Consider the following 17171-nt stretch of genomic DNA (forward strand, 5'->3'; position numbering starts at 1 on the left):
TAGCTGGATATCGGCTGTTGTTCGGGGCACTAAGAACAAGCGATCTGCTCTTAGAGGGTATTAATAATCACGAACAGTGATGTTGATGGACGCATTTGATAGTTACTCACTCAACAATAAGTCACCTAACAAAGCCCCATGCCAAATGAGGCTTTATTAGGTAAGATAAATTTATATAAGAATGAGCTGTAATGAACAGCGTCCTGCCATGGAAATATAATGACTAACACCGAAGAACAAACCTTTTTGCATGGGCTAGAGAAAAAACTCTGGACCAGTGCTAACAAGCTTTTACCGTCACTCGATGCCAGCCAGTACAAGCACGTGGTGTTAGGGCTGGTGTTTTTAAAATACGTATCTGATGCCTTTGATATGCGCCGCCAGCAGCTGATGGCGCAATTTCAAAACCCTGAGCACATGTACTTCTTAGATCCAGAAGACTTTGACGGCGGTGGCGAAGGTGCCGATTACCAAGCAGAAATTAGCGAAGAGCTAGAACAGCGCGATTATTACACCGAAGCTAACGTGTTTTGGGTGCCGCCAGCGGCGCGTTGGGAGTTTATTCAAAACCAGAACAAAGTCGTGATCACCGGCGAAATTAACATTAATGATAAAACCATTCGCAGCGTCGGCCAACTGATAGACTACGCCTTAGAGCGCATAGAAATAGATAACCCCAAGCTAAAAGGCGTACTCAACAAGCGCTACACCCAGCTGCAAATTGAGCAAAGTAAACTGGGCGAGTTAATCGATCTTATTTCTACTATTCCTTTTACGCACGCCACGCTAAGCAGCAAAGATATTTTAGGCCATGTATACGAATACTTTTTAGGCCAGTTTGCCCTTGCCGAAGGTAAAAAAGGCGGCCAGTTCTACACGCCCAAATCCATTGTCACCTTAATCGTACAAATGCTCGAACCCTTTAAAGGCCGCGTTTACGATCCTGCCATGGGCAGTGGCGGTTTTTTTGTGCAATCAGAAAAATTTATTACCGAACATCAGGGCAAGATAGGCGACGTGTCTATCTATGGCCAAGAAGCCAACCACACCACCTGGCAACTGGCCGCCATGAACATGGTGATCCGTGGCATCGACTTTAACTTTGGCAAACAACCGGCCAGCACCTATACCCACAATCAGCATCCTGACTTGCGCGCCGACTTCGTGATGGCCAACCCGCCCTTTAATATGAAGGAATGGGACACCGGCGTAGACGACAATGATCCGCGCTGGCAACACGGCAAGCCGCCTTCTGGCAACGCCAACTTTGCGTGGCTGCAACACATGCTCTATCACACCGCACCCAATGGCAGTCTTGGCTTATTGCTCGCCAACGGCTCCATGAGTTCTAACACCTCCGGTGAGGGCGATATTCGCAAAGCGTTAATTGAAGCCGACTTAGTAGAATGCATGGTCGCCTTACCGGGCCAGTTATTTACTAACACTCAAATCCCTGCCTGTATTTGGTTTTTAACCAAAAACAAAGGCGCACGCACTGCGGCGTCCGGCAGAAAGCTGCGCGATAGGAGCGGTGAGATTTTATTTATCGACGCTCGCCAACTCGGCTTTATGAAAGACCGCGTACTGCGCGACTTTAGCGACGACGATCTAAAACAAGTGAGCGACACCTTCCATCATTGGCAAAGCGCTCCTTGTCATTCCGCACTTGATGCGGAATCTAGCCATGTTTATAGCGACCAAGCAGGCTTTTGTCGCAGTGCCAGCTTGGCTGAAGTTCAAAAGCACGATTATGTGCTTACTCCCGGCCGTTACGTAGGCGCCGCCGCCGAAGCAGATGATGGCGAACCCTTCGCCGACAAAATGGCTCGCTTCACCAGCACCTTAAAAGAACAGTTTGTTGAATCTGAGCGCTTAGCAGCCGAGATCAAAAACAACTTAGCGGGGCTGGGTTATGAGCTATAACGGCAGGCAGTAATTATGGGACGTTACGATACTTCGAACAGCGAAGGTGAATGTCAGCCTGGCTCAAATAATCAAGTACTGAGCAATATGCTGGATATTACCGATCCTGCTGAAATGAGCGTTGCCGAAACTGAATTGCTAGCGCAGTTATATTTTTATGTGTTTGACGATTTTCCCCAAGCGCTATCATTCCCAATGCTCAGTTTTTGGCATCGAGCTTGGCTAGGTAATCTATACCCTTGGGCGGGTCAGTATCGTAGTGTTGATATGTCGAAGCCGAATATTCGCTTTGCTTCACCGCTACAAATAGCAAAGCTAGCACAGAGTTTTGAAGCACAGTATCTAGCTCGCTTTAATGAGCTGCCCACGTTCAATGATCAGCAGTTGGTAGCCTTTTTAGCTGAAGCGCATGTTGAATTTATTCTGCTTCACCCTTTTAGAGAAGGGAATGGCCGTATATCTAGGCTGCTTTTAGATGTCATGGCGGTAAAAGCAGGCGCGCAGCCGCTAGATTACAGCTTGTGGGACGAGCACAAAGATTTTTATTTTAAGGCAATACAGGCAGGCTTAGCTAGAGATTATCAGCACCTTGAGCGGCTGATCAGAGATGTGTTAGAGGGCCAAAGATAGGTTTGCAAAGTGGCGTTTTTGTGAGTTTAGGCGCTGTTCAATCACTAAGGTACGCTCATTGGTTTCAATCGCGCTAGAGCTCGCCACTGAACGCACAATCTGGCTACGAGACACCTTCACTTTAGTGGACTGAGACTGACGAACCATAATGATGCTCCAAAGCAAGTGATGACTTGAATCTAGGATCGATATTATAGCACCCGCCACACGCTTAGCCAAAAGAGTTAAGCAGCTAGCCAAGCGGCGTCAGAAACATAAAAAGGTTATAACAGTATGAAATATAAGCAGAAATTGACCAAGCAGTTATTTGCGCAACTAGAAGAGACTCACCGCTTAGCAGCCGAGACTAAAAACAACTTAGCGGGGTTGGGTTATGAGTGCTGATTGGCCGTTACATTCATTATCCGAGTTTATAGGCATAAAACACGGTTTTGCCTTTAAAGGCGAGTTTTTTCAAAGCGAGGAATCAAGTGATTTTCTAGTAACGCCTGGTAATTTTTCTGTAGGTGGTGGTTTTAAATCAGATAAATTCAAATATTACGACGGGCCCGTTCCAGAAGATTACGTTCTTAAAGAAGGTGATCTTGTAGTAACAATGACTGATTTAAGTAAGCAGGCAGATACTTTGGGCTATTCGGCTTTAATTCCTACAATTAATGGTCATCGTTTACTGCACAATCAGCGTGTAGGGTTGGTTGAGTATAAAAATAATGAACTAGATAAAAATTACTTATATTTTCTGTTGCGTTCCACAGAGTATAGAAATCACGTGCTTGGTGGTGTCACTGGTACAACAGTAAAGCATACATCCCCTACAAAAATTCTATCGTATGAATTTAGAAAACCTCCTTTTGAAACCCAGGTTGAAATAGGCAGAAAACTAATCACATTAGAATATAAAGTCGATCTCAACCGCCAAACTAACCAAACTCTAGAACAAATCGCGCAGGCTATTTTTAAAAGTTGGTTTGTCGACTTTGAGCCCACTCGCGCCAAAATTATCGCCAAAGCACAAGGTGCCGATCCTGCTACTCAAGAGCTCGCCGCCCAAGCCATCATCTGCGGCGCCATCACCTTAGAACAGCTGGCAGAGCTTGAACAAAGCCTAAGCACCACTCTACAAGCCGCCATTAATCAAAAGCTTAGCCAACAAAGCTCCACATCTATCAGCGCCGACCAACTCATCGCCACCGCAGCGTTATTCCCCAACGAGTTGGTTGAGTCTAACTTGACTTATAAACCGTATGGTTGGAATGTTGGAAAGATACAAGATTGCTGTAAACGCGTTGAAAGTGGTGGCACACCTAAACGAAGTGAAAGTGCATATTGGAGTGGAGATATTAAATGGCTTTCTTCTGGTGAGGTTAGGGATGTAATTGTTTTAGATACAAAAGAAAAAATAACTAAACTTGGATTGGATAAAAGCAGTGCCAAACTTTGGCCTCAAGGAACAACTGTTGTAGCCATGTATGGTGCAACTGCAGGTCAAGTATGTTTGCTAGCAGATGAAATGACAGCAAACCAAGCATGCTGTGCTTTAATACCTAAAGAAAACTATATGTCTTATGTTTTTTTGGCCGCTAGACGTTCCATAGAAGATTTAGCAGGTAAGGCTTCTGGCTCAGCACAACAAAACCTTAATAAAACACTGGTTTCAGAGCATGAGTTATTGCTGCCATCAGTATGTATACTAGAAAAATTTGAACTGGTTATGTCTAGTTTAATTAAAAAGTGGATATATAACTGTAAAGAAAATATTGAGCTCTCTGAAGTTAGAGATACGCTTCTACCCAAGCTCCTTTCCGGTGAGTTAACGTTCGAAGCTGCTGAATAAATAACAGGAATTAAAAGTATGATCAAAACCCGCGTGCAGATGATTATCGAAACCCTAAAAGATAATCCGACTCGAAAATTTACCGCGCGGGAGTTGGCGATAGAGTTGATAGCCCGTTATCCGGCTAAAATTGCTGAGCAGCAAAGCGTGTGGAATAAATAACGAGAGGCTGCATTATGGCTAACCAACAAGTTCAGATTTTTATGACTGCCGACGGCCAAGCACAGCTGCAAGTTGCGCTTGAGCAAGAGACCGTTTGGTTAAGCCAAGCGCAGATGGGACAGCTGTTTAATACCAGTCCTGAGAACGTGCTTATGCACCTGCAAAACATCTTCAAAGACGATGAGTTGGAAGAGTCGGCAACTACTAAGGAATTCTTAGTAGTTCGTCAAGAAGGAAAGCGACAGGTTCGCCGCCGTATTAAACACTACAACTTGGACGCCATTATTTCAGTGGGCTACAGAGTCAGCTCGAAGCGAGCGACCCAGTTTCGGCAGTGGGCGACAAAAACCTTAAAAGAGCATTTGGTCCAAGGCTACACCCTTAATCAGCAACGCTTACAAGAGCGTGGCATTGAGTTTGAACAGGCTATTAACTTGCTTAGCCGTACATTAAGCAACCAAGGCTTGGTCTCGGTAGCAGGCGAGGCGGTGACTCACGTTATTAGCGATTATGCGCGCAGTTGGAGCTTGTTGCAGGGTTATGATGAGCAGCAGCTGGCAGAACTTCATACCAAACAAACAGATATGCAGCCCTTGGTATATGAGCAGGCAATTAAGGCGATTAACCAATTAAAACACACCTTAATTGCTAAGGGCGAGGCAACTGAACTGTTTGCGCAAATTAGAGGTGAGGGTTTAGCTTCTGCGCTGGCAACCATTGAACAAGGGTTTGGTGATGAGTTTTTCTACCCTAATATCGCGTCACGAGCTGCGCACTTACTGTATTTTGTCATAAAAAATCATCCGCTCGCTGATGGCAACAAACGTTGCGGCTCATTTTTATTTTTATGGTATTTGCGAGTTAATCAGCATTTATTAGCCAAACCAGTAGAGCAGTTAATTAATGACAATACCTTGGTGGCGTTGGCCTTGTTAGTTGCAGAGAGCTTGCCAGAACAAAAAGCATTAATGATACGTTTGACCGAGCATTTTATTTTATTAACAGAAAATGCTCATAAGGAGTCGCAGTGATCACCGAAGACCAATTAGAACAACTTTGCTTGAGTTGGTTTGCAGAAACCGGTTATGAGGTGGTGTCTGGCTACGATATTGCGCCCGATGGGCCGGCGCCTGAGCGCATCGATTACCGCCAAGTAACGCTGCAAGGGCGCTTGCTGCAACAGCTTGCGCTAATTAATCCTGATATTCCCGCTGCTACGCTCGAGCAAGTGGCGCTACAAATAGCGCAGCCAGAAACGCCGGTGTTGATGATCAATAACAAGCTGTTGCATCAGCAATTATTACAAGGCGTTAAGGTTGATTTTAAAGATAAGCACGGCCAAGAAAAAACCGATTATGTGCAGCTGGTGGATTTTTCTAACACCCATAACAATCAGTTTTTAGTGGTTAAGCAGTTCACTATCACCGGCACTAAGGGCGCTCGCCGGCCCGATATTATCGTGTTTATTAATGGTTTGCCGCTGGCGGTGATTGAGCTTAAAAACCCTGCCGATCACAGTGCCGATGTGTGGCAGGCTTATCAGCAGCTGCAAACTTATAAAGACGAAATCCCCGATCTGTTTATGTTTAACGAAGCGCTGGTGGTGAGCGATGGTTTTGATGCCCGCGTGGGTTCGCTAACCGCCAATAAAGAGCGCTTTATGCCGTGGCGAGTGGTGAACAGCGAACAGGATAAACCGCTGTTTGAGTACTTTTTAGAAACCATGGTCAGAGGCTTTTTTAAGCCAGACCTGCTGTTAGATTATCTGCGTTACTTTATTTTATTTGAGCAAGACGGCGGTTCTTCTCATGCCGGTGCCACCATTAAAAAAATTGCCGGTTATCATCAGTTTCATGCGGTGCGAGAGGCGGTAAAAGCCACCATTATTGCCGCACAGTCGGCAGAGCAAGTGGCCGCGGCCGAACCCGCTGCGACTTATACGGCGGATGCACATGGCCATGCTGATAAACAGCTAAGCCAAGTTAAACCGGGTTCAGGAAAAGCGGGAGTGGTGTGGCACACTCAAGGCTCCGGTAAGTCGATTTCTATGGTGTGCTATGCCGGCAAGTTATTAGCGCAACCGGCCATGAACAACCCCACCATAGTGGTGGTGACGGATCGTAATGACTTAGACGGTCAGCTATTTAATACCTTTGCCATGGCCTCAGAAACCCTCAACCAAACGCCGGTGCAGGCGGCAGACCGCGATGACTTGCGGGATATTTTAGCCTCGCGCCAAGCCGGTGGCATTATCTTTACTACTATCCAAAAGTTCGCCTTATTAACAGGCGAGCTGGCTCATCCGGTGTTAAGTAATCGCCATAACATAGTGGTGGTCAGTGACGAGGCTCACCGCAGCCAATACGGCGATAAAGCCAAGCTGAATAAAGACACCGGCCAATACACCTTTGGTTATTCTAAGCACCTGCGTGACTCCTTGCCGCAAGCCTCATTTATTGGCTTTACAGGTACGCCTATTGATAGCGCGGACAAAGACACTCGCGCCGTGTTTGGCGATTATGTGTCTATTTATGATATTCAAGATGCGGTAGAAGATGGCGCTACCGTACCGATTTATTATGAGTCGCGCTTAGCCAAGTTAGATATCAACGCCGCCGATATTGAAGTGTTAAACGAAGACGTTGACGACATAATTGAAGATGAAGAAGACCTCGCCACCCGCGAAAGCACTAAGTCAAAGTGGGCAGCCTTAGAAAAGCTGGTGGGCAGCCAACCTCGGGTGCAACAAATAGCCCAAGACTTAGTGAGCCACTTTGAAAACCGACTTAGCACCATGGACGGCACGGCACTCATCGTGTGTATGAGTCGTGAGATCTGCGTCGATATGTATGAGGCGATAGTGGCCTTAAAGCCCGAATGGCATGACGAGGACACCAGTAAGGGTGCCATTAAGGTGGTAATGACTGGCTCGGCCTCAGACAAGAGTAAACTGCAGCCGCATATCTACAATAAAGACACCAGAAAACTCTTTGAAAAGCGCTTTAAAGACGTGAACGATCCACTGCAATTAGTGATAGTGCGCGATATGTGGCTGACCGGCTTTGATGCACCCAACTGCCATACCATGTATATCGATAAGCCGATGAAAGGCCACAATCTAATGCAGGCCATTGCCCGCGTTAACCGGGTATTTAAAGATAAGCCCGGTGGCTTAGTGGTGGATTACATTGGTATTGCTAACGAGCTTAAAGCCGCGTTAAAAACCTATACCAACTCTCAAGGTAAAGGCCAACCCGCCGTTGATGCCCATGAAGCCTTTGCCTTGTTGCAAGAGCACATGGACAAGCTGCATGGCCTTATGCACGGCTGTGACTATCGCGATTATGAAAGCCATGCTTTGATGCTGCTGCCGAAAGTGATGAACCATATTGTGGGTTTGGCTAATCCGACCAGTAAGGAGCTGGACGGTAAAAAGCGCTTCTTAGATATTATGGCCAGCATTCGCGCCGCCTATACCCTGTGTGGCACCTTGGATGCAGCCAAGGTTTATGCTAAAGAAATTGCGTTTTTTGGTGCGGTAAAAAATGCTATTACCAAGTTCACTACCGTAGATAAACGCCGCGACGATGAAGCTAAAAACTCGGCCTTAAAGCAAATTATTGATAACGCCATTATTGCCCAAGGCGTCGACGATATTTTTGCCATGGTTGGCTTAGATAAACCCAACGTAGGCTTGCTGTCGGCTGAGTTTTTAGAAGACGTGGCTAATATGAAAGAAAAGAACTTAGCCGTCGACTTGTTAGAGCGCTTATTACGTGACGAAGTTAAACATCGCATGAAAACCGATGTGGTATCGGAGAAAAAATACTCAGACCGGATTATGGAAACTTTGCGTAAATACCATAACCGCGCCATTGAAACCGCACAGGTGATTGAAGAGCTGATTAAGATGGCCAAAGACATGGCTGATGATGCGGAGTTGGCTGCAAAGTCTGGACTCAACACCGACGAAATCGCCTTTTACCGGGCGCTGATCCAAAACGAGTCCGCAGTAAAAGAGCTGGGCGATAACAATTTACGCCAGCTGGCGAAATACGTGACCGAGCAACTTAGAAAAAGTACCACCGTTGATTGGCAAGTGCGCGACAGCGTGCGAGCTAAATTACGCAACCTAGTGCGCCGCGCCTTGCGTAAGTGGAAATACCCACCTGATAAAGCCGATGCAGCCATCGAGCTGTGTTTACAACAGGCCGAGGCGCTAAGCCAAAGCTGGGTTTAAGTGAATGATTGCTAAAAATCGCGAGTACCACTCAACAAAAGGGCGCAAGTGCGCCCTTTTTGATCGGTGATGCTGGTATATGTGTGACTAGCTTATTTCATCCGTACCAACACGCACTACCAACTTGCCGAAGTTCTCGCCTTGTAATAAGCCGATAAAAGCTTGAGGCGCGTTTGCTAAGCCGTCGACGATTTGCTCACGGTAATGGAGTTGGCCTTGTTGTAACCAGCTGGCCATTTGTTCGGCAAATTCGGGGTAGCGGTGGCCATAATCATCAAAAATGATAAAGCCTTTTACCGTCATGCGCTTGGTTAAGATAGTACCCATTAGCTGACCTAAGCGGTCGGGGCCGTCTGGCAAGGCGGTGGCATTGTATTGGGAAATTAAGCCGCATACCGGAATGCGCGCACCGGTATTGAGTAGCGGAAACACCGCATCAAATACCTTGCCACCGACGCTTTCAAAATATACATCTATGCCGGCAGGACAGGCCTTAGCTAACTGCTCGGCAAAGTCGGCAGCTTTATGATTGATACAGGCATCGACGCCCAGCTTATCGAGTGCATAAGCGCACTTTTCTGCTCCGCCGGCGATGGCGACCACGCGGCAACCTTTAAGCTTGCCGATTTGCGCCACCATGGCGCCCACGGCACCGGTGGCCGCGGCCACCACTAGGGTTTCACCGGTCTTAGGCTGGCCAATATCTAATAAGCCCATATAGGCGGTAAAGCCTGGCATGCCTAATACTCCTAACGCGTAGGAGGGCGGCACTTGTTGTGGATCGAGTTTAATTAAGCCCTCGCCGTTAGACAGGCCATAGTCTTGCCAGCCTTGATAGCTAAGTACCCAATCACCCACCTTAAAATCCGGATGTTTGCTTGCGTGCACGCGGCTAACGGTGCCGCCGACCATGGTTTGGCCAATAGCCACCGGATCCGCATAAGACTTGGCATCGCTCATGCGACCACGCATATAAGGATCCAAGCTTAAAAATACCGTGCGCAGCAGCACTTCGCCTGTGGCGGGCGTAGGTATGGCCCTTGCTTGTAGCGTAAAGTCACTGAGTTGAGGCGCGCCTTTAGGGCGGGCGGCTAGGGTGACTTGGCGGTTAGTGTCTTGAGTTTGAGCGTGTGTCTGAGTCATAAATCCTCCTTTTAGCGCGGTAAATTAAATGCTGGCCAGTAGAATTTGGCGACAATGTTCAGGGGTTACATCATTGTGCTCACCCAGTTTAGTCATGCCGTGGTTAGTGAGGCTGTCGATGATGTTGTCGATATGCTCGGCGCCTAAACCATAGTCGCTGAGGCGGGTTTTTACGCCCACCGCCTCAAAGAAGTCGCGTGTGCACTCGATGGCGGTTTCGGCTTTGTCATCGTCGCTACCGGTATCAATATTCCAAACACGCTCGGCGTATTGCACTAATTTGCCCAGCTTGGCGGCTTTACGCTGGCGCAGCATCTCGGGCAGGATAATGGCTAGCGTTTGCGCATGATCTAAGCCGTGCAGCGCCGTTAATTCATGGCCCAACATGTGAGTGGCCCAATCTTGGGGCACGCCTGAGCCAATTAAGCCATTAAGCGCGAGTGTGGCGGTCCACATTAAGCTGGCGCGGGTTTGATAATCTTCTGGATTGGCCAAGGCTTTGGGGCCGACTTCAATTAGGGTTTGCAATAAGCCTTCGGCGAATCTGTCTTGCACCGGCGCCTCTGCGGGATAGGTCAGGTACTGCTCAATCACGTGCATAAAGGCATCTACCACGCCGTTGGCAATTTGGCGTGGCGGCAAGGTGTAAGTTTTAACGGGATCTAAAATTGAAAACTGCGGATAGACATGCTCGCTGGCAAAGGGCAGTTTTGCTGCCAAAGATTTACGGGTGATAACCGAGCCTTTATTCATCTCAGAACCAGTAGCAGGCAGCGTAAGTACCGAGCCAAAGGGCAGGGCAGAAGTTACATTTTGGCCGCCTTGCAGCAAGATATCCCAAGCATCACCGTTAAAGAGTGCGGCGGCGGCCACAAACTTGGTGCCATCTATTACCGAGCCGCCGCCCACTGCCAGAAGATAATCTAACTGCTGCTCGCGCACCTGATCTACGGCTTTCATCAGAGTTTCAAAGCTGGGGTTAGGCTCTATGCCATTGAAGACTTGTACTTCACGCTCACCGAGTGCGGTCAGCACTTCATCTAAGGTGCCGGAGCGGCGGGCACTCTCGCCACCTAACAGCACTAACACGCGAGCATTTGCCGGCACGAGTGCATCTAAACGCGCGATTTTACCGGCGCCAAATTCGATGCGGGTGGGGTTGTAAAAGCTAAAATCTTGCATAGTTAAGTACCCTTTTTATGGTTGAATTAGACCGGTCGTCTAGTTGAGGCTGGTAAAAAAGCTCGCCATCGGCGAGCCTGATAAATGGTTAACTTACTGCTCGCCGAGCAGTTGACGAGTCAGTTGCATGGCTATGTCCATATGGCTGTGATCACGATTGAGCTTAGTAAGTAAGCTGGCGCCTAGCCATAATTGGTACAAGCTGCTGGCTAAAAAGTCGGGCGCGGCGTTTGGCTGAGCATTAGATAAAGAACCATCAGCTACGCCTTTGGCAATGCAGCCACTGATGCGGGTAATTACCTGATTGGTGCCGACTTTTAACGCCAAGCGCATCGGCTCGGAAAGATCCGCCACTTCGGCACTCAGCTTCACCACCAAACAATCGCTGCGGCTATTAGGGCCACAGTATCGCAACTGCCATTCTTGCCAGTAGCTCATTAATTGCTGGCGGCCATTGAGATTTGGCTGACTGAATAGTTGGTCTAACTCGCTTAAATAAAAATCGAAATAGTCTTCAAGCAGCGCCTCACCAAATTGCTCTTTAGATTTAAAATAGTGATAGAAAGAGCCTTTAGGAATACCCGCCTGTTGTAACAGAGCACTTAAGCCAACCGAGCTAAAGCCGCGAGCGGCGAGCACTTCGCGGCCGGTGTCTAATAAATGTTGGCGAGTATCTTGATATTTTATATTCATGGTCTGCACCTTAATCTTTATTAGACCAGTCGTCTAGTGATTTTTGCCAAACCAATGCGTGCTTAGTTTGGTGCACTTTAAGCGCACGCCATACGCGATATGCTTTACGATTATTTCTTTACCCATTGTTGGGAATAGAGAATTGTTTAAACCAGCGCCGAACGCTAGTCCCCAATCCCTAGTCTAGGCTCTATAGCCGTCATCCTGACGCACGTCAGGATCTCGTTTTAGGATTAAGATTTAATAAGTGCGAGATACCGAGGCAAGCTCGGTATGACGATAGGTTTAGGATTTGTAGTACGCTTGTCCCCTTCGCTATTTACTCTTCACCCAAAACCTATCGCCCATGAGGCCGGTCTAAATCAAGCTCAGGCCCGACAGGTACAATGCCGGTGGGATTGATGGTGTTATGACTACGATAATAATGCTGCTTAATGTGTGAAAAATTGATGGTGTCTTTAATGCCTGGCCATTGATACAGCTCACGCAGATAGCCCGATAAGTGTTCATAGTCGGCAATGCGCTTAATGTTGCACTTAAAGTGGCCGTAATACACGGCATCAAAGCGGATCAAGGTAGTAAATAGGCGCCAATCGGCTTCGGTAATTTGCGTGCCCACTAAATAGCGCTGCTTAGCTAAGCGCTCGTCTAGTTTATCGAGGGTAGTAAATAAGGGAATGACGGCTTGTTCATAGGCGCGCTGGGTGGTGGCAAAGCCGGCTTTGTAAACACCGTTATTTACATTGGGATAAATCAGCGCGTTAAGCTCATCTATCTCGGCACGCAAAGTGGCTGGGTAATAATCACCCGGCAATGCGCCTATGTCATCAAAAGCGCTATTTAACATGCGAATTAGCTCGCCCGACTCATTATTAACGATACAGCCTTGCTGCTTGTCCCACAGCACAGGAATGGTCACGCGACCAGAATAATTGGGGTCGGTAGCGGTATAAATCTGGTACATGTAGCGAGCATTAATGATGGGATCGGACACCACCCCAGGTGCTTCTTCAAAGGTCCAGCCATGCTCGGCCATCAGTGGATTCAACACCGACACCGAGATCATCGACTCTAAGCCCTTAAGTTTTCTAAAAATAAGCACTCGATGCGCCCACGGGCAGGCCATAGCCACATAAAGATGATAGCGACCCGCCTCGGCTTTAAAGCCCGCTTTGCCGCTGGGGCCAGCACTGCCATCCTTAGTAACCCAGTTGCGAATTTGTGACTCGCTGCGGGCAAACTCGCCGTCGTTGCTCTTGGTGTCATACCATTGATCGTGCCATTCGCCTTTTACTAATAAACCCACAAGTATTCTCCTGCTTAACGTGCCTGTCGTTATCTTAGCTTAGTGAAAAATTTATAAAGCAAACGGTACTTTTTTAGTGAGCTGCTAAGGTGTAATAACAGCTAATTTTAGGGGGGACTGTATGTCAGCGAGTAAAAAAAGTGCTGTTTTATATCGCATGGTGATGAAGAAGCACCTTTGCCCTTTTGGTCTTAAGTCTAAAGATGCGCTAGAGCGCCATGGTTATCAAGTAGATGATCGTTGGCTCACTAGCCGTGAGCAAACCGATGCTTTTAAGGCCGAGCATAATGTAGATACCACGCCGCAAACCTTTATTAATGGCGAGCGTATTGGTGGCTTTGATGAGCTAGCCATTTTTTTAGGCGAAAAAAAGCCGAAAGCTGAGCAAAGTGATACATCTTATCAGCCGGTGATCGCTATCTTTGCGATGGCGGCGCTGCTGGCGATGGCCGTGGGCTGGTATCATTTTCATGAATTATTGAATGTGCGGATTGTTCAGTGGTTTATTGCCTGTGCTATGTGCTTATTGGCGGTACAAAAACTGCAGGATCTCGAATCTTTTTCTACTATGTTTCTTAATTACGATTTATTAGCGCAGCGCTGGGTACGCTATGGCAAGATTTACCCTTTTGCTGAAGCAGTGGCTGGGGTGCTGATGGTGGCAGGGGCTCTGTTGTGGCTAGCTGCACCTATTGCCATTGTCATTGGTGCCATTGGTTTCGCATCTGTCATTAAAGCGGTATATGTGGATAAGCGTGAGCTTAAATGCGCTTGCGTGGGTGGCAATAGCCGAGTGCCTTTAGGGTTTGTTTCGTTAACAGAAAACTTCATGATGCTAATTATGGGCATGTGGATGCTATAAAGCATTAACAAGAAAAAATAAGCCGAACCTTTGAGGAGTTCGGCTTATTTTTTAGTTACTTACCAATACAAAAGCTGGAGAAAATCTCACCCAGTAAATCATCAGATGTAAAAGCACCGGTAATGTGGCTTAAACACTCTTGCGCTAAGCGCAGCTCTTCTGCTACTAGCTCGCCCGCTTGGTAAACCTCGAGTTGCTCTTTAGCCATCTGTAAGTGCTGGTCGGCATTATCTAGCGCGTCTAAGTGGCGGCGGCGGGCACTAAAGCTGCCCTCGGTGCCGCCCTGAAAGCCCATGCAGTCTTTTAAATGTTCTTTTAGCGCCTCAACCCCTTGGCCGGTCATGGCAGAAATAGGATACACCGCATGCTCGCCATCACTGACGACGGTGAGTGCTTCACCACTTAAGTCAGCTTTATTGCGGATCACGGTCAGACCAATGTGGGCAGGTAGGCGATCGATAAAGTCTGGCCAAATATCTTTAGGGTGGCGGGCTTGGGTAGTGGTGCCATCCACCATAAACAGGATGCGATCCGCTTGTTCTATTTCAGCCCATGCGCGCTCTATGCCAATGCGCTCCACTGCATCGGTGGCTTCGCGCAAACCCGCGGTATCAATAATATGCAGCGGCATGCCATCAAGATGAATAAATTCTCGCAACACATCACGGGTGGTGCCCGCAATGTCGGTGACGATGGCCGAGTCTTTGCCTGCTAGCGCATTCAGCAAACTCGACTTACCGGCGTTAGGGCGACCCGCTATCACCACTTTCATGCCCTCGCGCATAATGGCGCCTTGGCGGGCTTGGCGTTGTACTTCGCTTAAGTTATCGATAATGGCATATAAACCCGCGGCAATTTTACCGTCTGATAAAAAATCCACTTCTTCTTCAGGAAAATCAATCGCCGCTTCTACATAAATGCGCAGGTTAATGAGTGCCTGTACTAAGGCGTGTACATGATTAGAAAACTCACCTTGCAGCGAGTGCAGTGCCGAGCGCGCGGCTTGCTCACTTGAGGCTTCTATTAAGTCGGCAATGGCTTCGGCTTGAGCAAGGTCTAATTTATCATTAAGAAAAGCGCGTTCGCTAAACTCACCGGCCTTGGCGGGGCGAAGATTTGGCAGCATTAAAATACGCTTTATTAGCATGTCTAGCACCACAGGGCCGCCGTGGCCTTGCAGCTCTAATACATCTTCGCCGGTAAAGCTATTAGGGCCTTTAAATAGCAGTGCTATGCCTTGGTCTAATACTTGGTTGGTGTGGTCTTTAAAGGGCAGATACTCTGCATAACGTACTTTAGGCACTTTGCCTAACACGGCTCGCGCTACTGCCTCGGCATCGGGGCCGGAAACTCGGATGATGCCCACCCCGCCGCGGCCAGGGGCGGTGGCTTGAGCGACTATGGTATCTAATGGCATTGTTAGTACTCCACTGCACAAGGCTTTTGCATTAAAAAGGCGACCCTTAGGTCGCCTTTAGTCTATTGATTTGGGCGGTGTTCAGCCAGTAAGTTATTAGGCAGCGGGTTTACCGTGTAAGCCTTTTTTCTCAAGCTGGCGGAAAATATACCACTGCTGAGTGATGGTCACTATGTTACTCACCAACCAGTACAGTGTGAGACCGGCAGGGAACCATAAGAAGAAGAAGGTAAAGATAATCGGCATAAACTGCATCACTTTTTGCTGCAGCGGATCCGTGACCGTAGTCGGGCTCATCTTCTGAATGAGGAACATACTGATACCCATGAGGATAGGCAGCACGAAGTAGGGGTCTTTTACCGATAAGTCGTTAATCCATAAGATGAAAGGCGCGTGGCGCAGTTCCACAGACTCCATCAGTACCCAGTATAGGGAGATGAAGATCGGCATTTGTACCAAAATCGGTAAGCAACCGCCTAGTGGATTAACTTTCTCTTTCTTATACAGCTCCATCATGCCTTGAGACATTTTCTGGCGATCATCGCCATAGCGCTCTTTGAGTGCCGCCAATTTAGGCTGCAGCATGCGCATCTTAGCCATGGAGGTGTACTGAGCTTTAGTTAAGGGATACATCACACCGCGCACCACAAAGGTGGTTAAGATAATGGCTAGGCCCCAGTTCACGGCAAAGCTTTGTAAAAAGTGCAGTAATTTAAACAGTGGCTGGGCGATAAACCATAACCAGCCATAGTCGACGGTTAAGTCGAGGTTATCAGCAGCAGCGGCCATTTTCTTTTGTAGCTTAGGGCCTAACCACAGCTCGGCAGACAAAGTCTGCTCACTGTTAGGCGCCACTGTAATAGGTTGCGCTTTAAAGCCAATAATGGCTTGATTACGGCTATTTAAGAAGCTGCTATAAATTTGATTACCGTCTTCTTGAGGCGCAATCCAAGCTGACACAAAGTAGTGTTGCAGCATGGCCACCCAGCCATTGCTGGTGGTTTGCGCTAAGTTAGCTTCTTTGGTTTTCTTAAAGTCATACTTGGTGTAGCGAGTTTCATCGCTGGAATAAGCAGGGCCACGATAGGCAGACGCCATCAGCATGTTGCCGCTTTTGTCAGTAGTTACCGCTTCCACACTTTGTTTTAGCTGACCATAAAGCTGAGCTTGTACTGGCTCTTCGCTTTTATTATCAATTTGGTAGCTGACTTTAACCAGGTGGCTGTCACGGGTTAACGTGAAAATCTTGGTAAAGACCACGCCCTTATCATTAGTAAAGGTGAGCGGTACGCTTAAGGTATCTTGACCTTCGGCCAGTGCATAATCTTGCTGTTCGGTTTGATAAACAGGGCGCCCTTTACTATTAGCATCGGGTCCATCGCGACCAATTAGGCCGCTTTGCGCGATATTAACGAAGTTGTCGGTGTCGCTGAGCAGCACAAATTTTTCATCTGAGTCTAAGCGCTCATCGTGCTCTAGTAATTCGGTACCTACAATGTCGCCACCTCGAGTATCTATGGTGAGCTTTAAGGTATCTGAAATAAGCGTAATGCGATTAGGGCTAGCAGCAGGTGTTTGCGCATCGGTAGGAATTTCACCTTCAGCAGCCACGCTATCAGACTCAGGAACGAAATTTTCGTCATCTAAGTTTGGGTTAGCCGTGGTTTGGCTGGTTTGCTGGACTACAGGCTCGGGATTTTTATGCTCATCCCACTTTTGCCAGATGAGAAAACTCACCAGCAGCAGAGCGACTATCAGTAAATTGCGTTGAGATTCCAT

At 47.7% G+C, this 17171-nt stretch carries 14 protein-coding genes; 7 read left to right on the forward strand and 7 right to left on the reverse strand.

Going from position 1 to position 17171, the window contains the following annotated elements:
• The first annotated feature begins 219 nt into the window (after positions 1-219).
• On the forward strand, positions 220-1923 hold the full coding sequence (locus tag CBP12_RS10380; RefSeq protein WP_086964361.1) for a class I SAM-dependent DNA methyltransferase: 1704 nt from the start codon (positions 220-222) through the stop codon (positions 1921-1923).
• A gap of 15 nt (positions 1924-1938) precedes the next feature.
• On the forward strand, positions 1939-2553 hold the full coding sequence (locus CBP12_RS10385) for a Fic/DOC family protein (RefSeq protein ID WP_086964362.1): 615 nt from the start codon (positions 1939-1941) through the stop codon (positions 2551-2553).
• Here CBP12_RS10385 and CBP12_RS13465 read toward each other — a convergent pair.
• Positions 2536-2700, reverse strand: coding sequence for a hypothetical protein (locus CBP12_RS13465; protein WP_157420099.1), 165 nt, complete (start codon positions 2698-2700; stop codon positions 2536-2538). The two genes, CBP12_RS10385 and CBP12_RS13465, sit on opposite strands and share 18 nt — an antisense overlap.
• Positions 2701-2926: 226 nt before the next feature.
• On the opposite strand from CBP12_RS13465, the gene CBP12_RS10390 reads away from it, so the two are divergent.
• Genes CBP12_RS10390 through CBP12_RS10400 form a run of 4 tightly spaced genes read left to right on the forward strand, consistent with a single transcriptional unit; the run spans position 2927 to position 8789 of the window.
• Positions 2927-4387 (forward strand): restriction endonuclease subunit S, encoded by a 1461-nt coding sequence (locus tag CBP12_RS10390; protein ID WP_086964363.1) that lies wholly within the window; start codon positions 2927-2929, stop codon positions 4385-4387.
• Positions 4388-4405: 18 nt separating this feature from the next.
• Positions 4406-4549 carry a hypothetical protein gene (locus CBP12_RS13470; protein WP_198341796.1) on the forward strand — a complete coding sequence of 48 codons (144 nt, stop codon included), beginning with the start codon at positions 4406-4408 and terminating at the stop codon, positions 4547-4549.
• Positions 4550-4563: 14 nt separating this feature from the next.
• Positions 4564-5580: a virulence protein RhuM/Fic/DOC family protein gene (gene rhuM, locus CBP12_RS10395; RefSeq protein WP_086964364.1), complete on the forward strand. Its 1017-nt coding sequence runs from the start codon at positions 4564-4566 to the stop codon at positions 5578-5580.
• Positions 5577-8789: a type I restriction endonuclease subunit R gene (locus CBP12_RS10400; RefSeq protein ID WP_086964365.1), complete on the forward strand. Its 3213-nt coding sequence runs from the start codon at positions 5577-5579 to the stop codon at positions 8787-8789. Before rhuM ends, CBP12_RS10400 begins: the two co-directional genes overlap by 4 nt.
• A gap of 87 nt (positions 8790-8876) precedes the next feature.
• Here the strand turns inward: CBP12_RS10400 and CBP12_RS10405 are convergent, their stop codons facing one another.
• The 4 genes from CBP12_RS10405 to CBP12_RS10420 all read right to left on the reverse strand — a co-directional run bounded on the left by CBP12_RS10405 (position 8877) and on the right by CBP12_RS10420 (position 13113).
• The gene (locus CBP12_RS10405; RefSeq protein WP_086964366.1) at positions 8877-9932 is read right to left on the reverse strand and encodes an NADP-dependent oxidoreductase; all 1056 of its coding nucleotides are present in this window, start codon (positions 9930-9932) and stop codon (positions 8877-8879) included.
• A 24-nt stretch (positions 9933-9956) separates the two neighbouring features.
• The gene (locus CBP12_RS10410) at positions 9957-11114 is read right to left on the reverse strand and encodes an iron-containing alcohol dehydrogenase (protein WP_086964367.1); all 1158 of its coding nucleotides are present in this window, start codon (positions 11112-11114) and stop codon (positions 9957-9959) included.
• A gap of 93 nt (positions 11115-11207) precedes the next feature.
• The gene (locus tag CBP12_RS10415; RefSeq protein ID WP_086964368.1) at positions 11208-11807 is read right to left on the reverse strand and encodes a TetR/AcrR family transcriptional regulator; all 600 of its coding nucleotides are present in this window, start codon (positions 11805-11807) and stop codon (positions 11208-11210) included.
• Between the two features lie 337 nt (positions 11808-12144).
• Positions 12145-13113, reverse strand: a complete 969-nt coding sequence (locus tag CBP12_RS10420; protein ID WP_086964369.1) for a glutathione S-transferase family protein — start codon at positions 13111-13113, stop codon at positions 12145-12147.
• Positions 13114-13234: 121 nt separating this feature from the next.
• On the opposite strand from CBP12_RS10420, the gene CBP12_RS10425 reads away from it, so the two are divergent.
• Entirely contained in the window at positions 13235-13975 is a 741-nt protein-coding gene (locus CBP12_RS10425) for a MauE/DoxX family redox-associated membrane protein (RefSeq protein ID WP_198341797.1), read from the forward strand.
• A gap of 55 nt (positions 13976-14030) precedes the next feature.
• Here the strand turns inward: CBP12_RS10425 and mnmE are convergent, their stop codons facing one another.
• Together mnmE and yidC are read right to left on the reverse strand one after the other, a co-directional pair.
• Positions 14031-15392, reverse strand: coding sequence for a tRNA uridine-5-carboxymethylaminomethyl(34) synthesis GTPase MnmE (mnmE, locus tag CBP12_RS10430; protein WP_086964370.1), 1362 nt, complete (start codon positions 15390-15392; stop codon positions 14031-14033).
• Positions 15393-15488: 96 nt separating this feature from the next.
• A complete protein-coding gene (gene yidC / locus CBP12_RS10435; protein WP_086964371.1) occupies positions 15489-17171 on the reverse strand; it encodes a membrane protein insertase YidC in 1683 nt (560 codons plus the stop codon).

The sequence above is a fragment of the Oceanisphaera avium genome (genome assembly GCF_002157875.1).
Lineage (GTDB): Bacteria > Pseudomonadota > Gammaproteobacteria > Enterobacterales > Aeromonadaceae > Oceanimonas > Oceanimonas avium.

Bases quoted from the DNA above. Each gene is read 5' to 3' on its own strand.
- CBP12_RS10380 (WP_086964361.1), top strand. From the start codon at position 220: ATGACTAACACCGAAGAACAAACCTTTTTGCATGGGCTAGAGAAAAAA.
- CBP12_RS10385 (WP_086964362.1), top strand. From the start codon at position 1,939: ATGGGACGTTACGATACTTCGAACAGCGAAGGTGAATGTCAGCCTGGC.
- rhuM (WP_086964364.1), top strand. From the start codon at position 4,564: ATGGCTAACCAACAAGTTCAGATTTTTATGACTGCCGACGGCCAAGCA.
- CBP12_RS10390 (WP_086964363.1), top strand. From the start codon at position 2,927: ATGAGTGCTGATTGGCCGTTACATTCATTATCCGAGTTTATAGGCATA.
- CBP12_RS10405 (WP_086964366.1), bottom strand. From the start codon at position 9,932: ATGACTCAGACACACGCTCAAACTCAAGACACTAACCGCCAAGTCACC.
- mnmE (WP_086964370.1), bottom strand. From the start codon at position 15,392: ATGCCATTAGATACCATAGTCGCTCAAGCCACCGCCCCTGGCCGCGGC.
- yidC (WP_086964371.1), bottom strand. From the start codon at position 17,171: ATGGAATCTCAACGCAATTTACTGATAGTCGCTCTGCTGCTGGTGAGT.
- CBP12_RS10425 (WP_198341797.1), top strand. From the start codon at position 13,235: ATGTCAGCGAGTAAAAAAAGTGCTGTTTTATATCGCATGGTGATGAAG.
- CBP12_RS13465 (WP_157420099.1), bottom strand. From the start codon at position 2,700: ATGGTTCGTCAGTCTCAGTCCACTAAAGTGAAGGTGTCTCGTAGCCAG.
- CBP12_RS13470 (WP_198341796.1), top strand. From the start codon at position 4,406: ATGATCAAAACCCGCGTGCAGATGATTATCGAAACCCTAAAAGATAAT.
- CBP12_RS10415 (WP_086964368.1), bottom strand. From the start codon at position 11,807: ATGAATATAAAATATCAAGATACTCGCCAACATTTATTAGACACCGGC.
- CBP12_RS10410 (WP_086964367.1), bottom strand. From the start codon at position 11,114: ATGCAAGATTTTAGCTTTTACAACCCCACCCGCATCGAATTTGGCGCC.